We start from the raw sequence: 5,247 nt of genomic DNA, 5'->3' as shown, positions 1-5,247 counted from the left end.
ATGTGCAGGAGGGAACGATTGGTGATCCGCATATTATTAAAATTACTTCTCGTGACCCGAGTCCGCCGCCAGCGGAGTACATCCGGGTGTCTGGCGGAATCTTCATGGATATGATGATCCATGATTTCGATATGGCCCGGTATCTGTCCGGTAGTGAGGTGGAGGAAGTCTATGCCCAGGGCAATGTGCTGATTCATCCTGTTTTTGCGGAACACGGCGATGTGGATACGGCCATTGTGACGTTGAGTTTTAAAAATGGAGCAATCGGCGTCATTGATAACAGCCGCCAAGCGGTATATGGATACGATCAGCGAGTCGAGGTATTTGGCTCATTGGGCAGCGCAACAGCTGCGAACGATCATCCGAATACGGCAGAAATTAGTACAGCAAATGGATTGATGCGCGACAAGCCGCTACACTTTTTCCTGGAGAGATACAACGAAGCGTACGTGCAGGAGACTGCTCTTTTCATCGACGCGATTCGGAACGATACACCTGTCATCGTAAACGGGAATGATGCCGTTCAGGCAGAACGCATCGCAATCGCCGCGCGCATGTCCATGGAACAAGGCAGACCTGTGAAGCTGCGGGAAGTCCCGGGGATGTCGGTGGAATCGCAGACGGTTGCCCCGTAGAGCTATTTTCAAAATAACAAGTTCATTTCATCTAATAGACAGCCGTCAGGATTACGGATAAATACCGGAAGGAGTGGAAGGAAGCATGTCAGAACGCGTAGTAAAACCTGTGTTGAATCCAAAAGCAGACGGAACGTTGTTGACGGTCACACCAGAGTCTGCGGGATGGGAATATGTTGGGTTCCAGGTGGTGCAGCTTGCGGAGGGACAGACCCTAACTCTTGAGAGCGGGGATCAGGAACTCTGTATTGTGCTTCTCAGCGGCTTGGCGAATGTAAGTACTCGTGAATATACGTGGGAGAATATCGGGAAAAGAATGAGTGTTTTTGAAAAAATTCCTCCGTATTCGATTTACGTATCCAGTTCAGATCGAGTGGAGTTAACAGCTCTTACCGCATTGGAGATTGCCATATGTGCAGCACCAGGTAAAGGCACGTATCCAGCTCGGCTGATTGCCCCGGAAGATGTAGGTGTTGAGACGCGTGGTTACGGCAATCTAGAACGACAGATTCACAATATATTGCCGGAACAAAAAGAAGCAGACAGTCTGCTTGTCGTTGAGGTGTTCACACCAGATGGACATTGGTCGAGCTATCCACCGCATAAACATGACCGGGACGCCCTGCCTGACGAATCATTGCTAGAGGAGACGTACTATTTCCGAGTGCAGCCTGAGCAGGGGTTTGCCATCCAACGGATATACACCGATGATCGAGCTGTAGATGAGACGCTTGCAGTGAACAACGGCGAAGTTGTGCTTGTTCCATGTGGATACCATCCGGTGGGTGCTCCTCCGGGATACGAGGTCTACTATCTGAATGTGATGGCAGGACCAACCCGGACCTGGAAGTTTCATAACGACCCGGACCATGATTGGCTGATGAATAAAAAGTAGTATCGACTTCAAGTTGCGTATGCGGACTTCCCCCTGCATAATGAGAAGAAAACGATTACCTATATATAAGAGAATTTATATATAGCACAAATGGGGAAATAACAATGAAAGCAACCATATATGATATAGCACGCGAGGCGGGGGTATCCATTGCAACCGTCTCACAGGTCATTAACGGCAAAGGTAAAATTAGCGAGAAGCGGCGCGCCGAGATTATGGAGATCATGGAGCGGCTTCACTACCAGCCGAGCGCTATTGCTGCTGCACTTACGGGTAAGCAGACATACACGCTCGGGCTGCTCGTGCCCGATATCTCTAATCCGTATTTTGCCGAGCTGGCCAGAGCGGTAGAAGATCGCAGTCGGCAGTTGGGTTATAGCGTCGTGATTTGCAGCACAGATAATAAGGACGAGCGGGTAGAGCGGTATTTGAATCTGCTTCAGCAAAAAAGGGTCGACGGCATGATGATCGGAACAGGTATCGACAATGCCGAGATTCTGTCTCCACTCCTGCAACAGTCGATACCTGTTGCTCTGATTGCCCGTCATATGCCGTCGTTATCGGTACATACCGTTGCGATCGATGACAGGCTTGGTGGCGCCTTGGCAGCACAGCATCTGCTTGAATTGGGTCATAGTCACGTAGCGGTGCTGTCCGAACCGTTCAAAGTCAGCAGCAGTCAGGAACGTGTACGCGGATTTCGTGAAGCATTGGAGCAGGCGGGTTACTCTCTTGAAGCCGATCAGGTGAGAGAGTCATATGCCGATTTGGGTTCAGCCAAAAAAGAGGCGCTCGTGCTGCTCACGGAAAAGAATCGAGCCACAGGCATCTTCTGTTGTAACGACATGCAGGCAATTGGTGCGCTTCAGGCTGCCAAAGAACTAGGACTGCGTGTGCCAGAAGATGTATCAATCATCGGATTCGATAATACGATTCTGGCTTCGGTAACCAGTCCGCCTCTGACGACGGTTGCCCAACCTATTGAGGATCTGGGGCGTCGTGCCGTTGATTTATTAATTGATGAGCTAAAAGATGAAGGTAAATCACCGCAAAAAATTGTCCTGAAGCCTGAATTGGTCATTAGAGACTCAACAGGAAAGGTATCAGATCAATCTTAAGACTACAGCCCGGTCCTGAAACATATACGTCGTCCACATAAAACAAGCCGCGTGCACCTAAGGGTGAACGTGGCTTGTTTTAGTTAAATCTTGAACTTCTTCACTTCTTCGTACAGTGTATTGGCATGCTGCGCCAGCTCATTGGAACGTTCCGAGATGCTTGTAATGTAATTGAACTGTTCCTGCGTGGAAGAAGCAACCTCTTCCGTGGAAGAAGCAACCTCTTCCGTGGAAGCCGCACTCTGTTCCGACATGGCTGCAACACTGGAGATCATTATGAAGAGGTTTTTTCTTTATAAAATGCATGTATTTAATGGGTTATTTTAATGATCTAGAACAATATTTGGATGAGGTGGTATACTTATAATGAACTTTAATTTCCTGATTCACCCAATAACGAGAGGAGAGCTCAATGAAAAAAAGAACCAAAACCATTCTTGGTGTGGTCGTTGTACTCGTGATTGCAGCTATTACGATACCAATGTACATTTCGAGACAACATACCACCTTTCGAGCTGAAGTCACGGATCATATGAGTATGCTGGATACACTGGACATTCTGATTATCAAAAAAATACCGACCACCGATCCATACGATGAAGAAGAAGTGACTATTAAAGATCCCCAAGAGATTAGAAAGATATTAAAGCTTGCGAAGGATATCGAATTAAGAAGAGTAAAGCAAATAGATATCTCCGAGCGATCGGAGGGGAACCCATATTACTATGACTGGCAGCTTTTGACGAAGAAAGAAGATCGATTTACAGAAGGCTTTGGAATTACGTTTTATAACGAACATGCCGTCTCTATCTATAGCGGATACAAAACGAGAGACAAGCTTGAAAATTATGAAATTACCAATGATTTTAATTTAAATGAAATGGAACGCCTCTTTACCAATTTGAAGGAGGGGAAAAAATGACGGAATATCAATTACGTCCGATTGAAGAGCAGGATATCCCTTTTCTGTGGGAGATGTTGTATGCATCCATGTTCAAGCGGGAGGGCGAAGAGCCTTTTGAACCTGGGATCATTCATAGCCCCGGCATGTCCAAGTACGTTGAAGGCTGGGGGAGAGAGGGAGATTTCGGATTTATCGCCGTGGATTCTCAGGGCAAACGTATGGGTTCGGTGACGTTGCGATTTTTTAATGAGCAGAATGCGGGATATGGTTATGTAAATGCGGCTACACCCGAGATGGGAATGGCTGTGGTTGAGACAGCGCGTGGCAAAGGAATAGGCACCCGTCTCATTCAGGCGGCGTTAGATGAGGCTCGAAAGCGGGACATTGACGCCGTTTCGCTCAGTGTTGATCCCGATAACGAAGCAATTCGGCTTTATCGGCGTTTCGGATTCGTCGAACAGGGCATGTGTGGCACATCTGTAACGATGGTGTGCGTGATGAAACCATGATCTTATCGCAAACAGATGAACATATTCATTTCATATGGAGAGTTTGCAAAATACAAAAAGGCGTTCCCCTTATATGCTGGGAAGCGCCTTAAGATATATATGCCTGCATGTTCATCGCACCATATTTCCATTATGCTCACATAACAGCCCTATTTAATTAGTTCAATAAAAAAGCCAAAGCTTCATCATATGTTTCCCATTGGAATTCGGTCTGATGCTGCGATTCTTTGGAGATCCGGTTCAGCTGCATTTTGGCAATCGCCCCGCCTACCGCTACACTCGCACGCTTCATGCCCCACTGTGCCAGCAGCTTCTGGTGCTCCACAATTTTCTCTTTTGTATCCTGAGGAAATGCCTTCATATTGCGCATGTCCACCAGCACATCAAATGAATTACCCAATTGCTCCGCTATTTTTTTTATCTCGGTATTTGTTTGTTCCACCTGTTCAGGAGAGACCATCCCTTCCCAAACTATTTCAATAATAGGTTTAGGTGAATCCAATCGTTTTACAGACATTTGGCAACTCCCTTACGATAAAATATTATGTACGATATAAGTCTATTGACCTATTAATTATACCCTCAATTTGCAGATATGAAAACAAAGTTCACTATATTCTAATACTTATGAACTATGTCCTCCTAGCAGATACAATTTCAGGGAAACGTATGTTGATGAGCTAAATCGGAAATCAAACATAAAAAAGCCGCCCAGTCACGAGGAATCTGGACGGCTCTTAACGATGCCTAAAAACCAATCTTCAAGCTGCTACCCTCTGTGGCTATTCCTTCCGAGCGGTTGATGGGCAGCTTTTGTTCTGCAGAGAAGCCGAGCGTCTCGCCGTCATGCAGGGTTACATCGTTTTCAACAACATAAGTCGCAGTCATATACATCATTTCAAATACTTCACTTAACGGCTTTGCGGATTGAGTGATTTCCATCTCCTCTTTCCCGAAGTTGCGTAACCCATAAGTGTAGGCCGATGCGCCTTCAGGGCTTTGGAATAATCCGATGAAGATCCAGAGGGAGACGGGCAGCTCTTGTTCCTTAATTCCACGACTGATGTCCACGTACTGGCCTGCTTCCACCACAAGTGGCGCCATATATATAGCCAACGCATGGTCCAGCTGGAGCAAAGCACTCGCTGTTTGGGTGAACAGAATATGTGCCTGAATGGCGTCAGTT

The 5,247-nt window shown here is 46.7% G+C and carries 8 protein-coding genes; 5 read left to right on the top strand and 3 right to left on the bottom strand.

Features of this window, described 5'->3' with window-relative positions; genetic code table 11:
* The 3 genes from A6049_RS30420 to A6049_RS30410 form a co-directional block, all read left to right on the top strand.
* The coding region (locus tag A6049_RS30420) for a Gfo/Idh/MocA family protein (protein WP_240321588.1) at positions 1–635 on the top strand (635 nt) is incomplete at its 5' end.
* An 85-nt stretch (positions 636–720) separates the two neighbouring features.
* Entirely contained in the window at positions 721–1,530 is an 810-nt protein-coding gene (iolB, locus tag A6049_RS30415; protein WP_063568154.1) for a 5-deoxy-glucuronate isomerase, read from the top strand.
* Between the two features lie 104 nt (positions 1,531–1,634).
* Entirely contained in the window at positions 1,635–2,648 is a 1,014-nt protein-coding gene (locus tag A6049_RS30410) for a LacI family DNA-binding transcriptional regulator (RefSeq protein ID WP_063568153.1), read from the top strand.
* A gap of 83 nt (positions 2,649–2,731) precedes the next feature.
* Here the strand turns inward: A6049_RS30410 and A6049_RS33495 are convergent, their stop codons facing one another.
* Positions 2,732–2,902 carry a hypothetical protein gene (locus tag A6049_RS33495; protein ID WP_205412061.1) on the bottom strand — a complete coding sequence of 57 codons (171 nt, stop codon included), beginning with the start codon at positions 2,900–2,902 and terminating at the stop codon, positions 2,732–2,734.
* A 158-nt stretch (positions 2,903–3,060) separates the two neighbouring features.
* Between A6049_RS33495 and A6049_RS30400 the strand changes: the two genes are divergently transcribed.
* Positions 3,061–3,570: a hypothetical protein gene (locus A6049_RS30400; protein WP_063568151.1), complete on the top strand. Its 510-nt coding sequence runs from the start codon at positions 3,061–3,063 to the stop codon at positions 3,568–3,570.
* On the top strand, positions 3,567–4,061 hold the full coding sequence (locus tag A6049_RS30395; RefSeq protein ID WP_063568150.1) for a GNAT family N-acetyltransferase: 495 nt from the start codon (positions 3,567–3,569) through the stop codon (positions 4,059–4,061). The genes A6049_RS30400 and A6049_RS30395 overlap by 4 nt, the downstream gene beginning before the upstream one ends.
* Positions 4,062–4,218: 157 nt before the next feature.
* Here the strand turns inward: A6049_RS30395 and A6049_RS30390 are convergent, their stop codons facing one another.
* Complete coding sequence (locus tag A6049_RS30390; protein ID WP_063568149.1) at positions 4,219–4,578, bottom strand: hypothetical protein; 360 nt, start codon at positions 4,576–4,578, stop codon at positions 4,219–4,221.
* A 230-nt stretch (positions 4,579–4,808) separates the two neighbouring features.
* Positions 4,809–5,247 (bottom strand): DUF4261 domain-containing protein (locus A6049_RS30385; protein WP_161490663.1); only part of this gene is annotated, 439 nt, incomplete at its 5' end.

The organism is Paenibacillus sp. O199 (assembly GCF_001636635.1).
Classification (GTDB): Bacteria; Bacillota; Bacilli; order Paenibacillales; family Paenibacillaceae; genus Paenibacillus; species Paenibacillus marchantiae.
This window is presented reverse-complemented; position numbering and strand designations above follow the sequence as displayed.

Bases quoted from the DNA above. Each gene is read 5' to 3' on its own strand.
- iolB (WP_063568154.1), top strand. From the start codon at position 721: ATGTCAGAACGCGTAGTAAAACCTGTGTTGAATCCAAAAGCAGACGGA.
- A6049_RS30400 (WP_063568151.1), top strand. From the start codon at position 3,061: ATGAAAAAAAGAACCAAAACCATTCTTGGTGTGGTCGTTGTACTCGTG.
- A6049_RS30390 (WP_063568149.1), bottom strand. From the start codon at position 4,578: ATGTCTGTAAAACGATTGGATTCACCTAAACCTATTATTGAAATAGTT.
- A6049_RS30410 (WP_063568153.1), top strand. From the start codon at position 1,635: ATGAAAGCAACCATATATGATATAGCACGCGAGGCGGGGGTATCCATT.
- A6049_RS33495 (WP_205412061.1), bottom strand. From the start codon at position 2,902: ATGTCGGAACAGAGTGCGGCTTCCACGGAAGAGGTTGCTTCTTCCACG.
- A6049_RS30395 (WP_063568150.1), top strand. From the start codon at position 3,567: ATGACGGAATATCAATTACGTCCGATTGAAGAGCAGGATATCCCTTTT.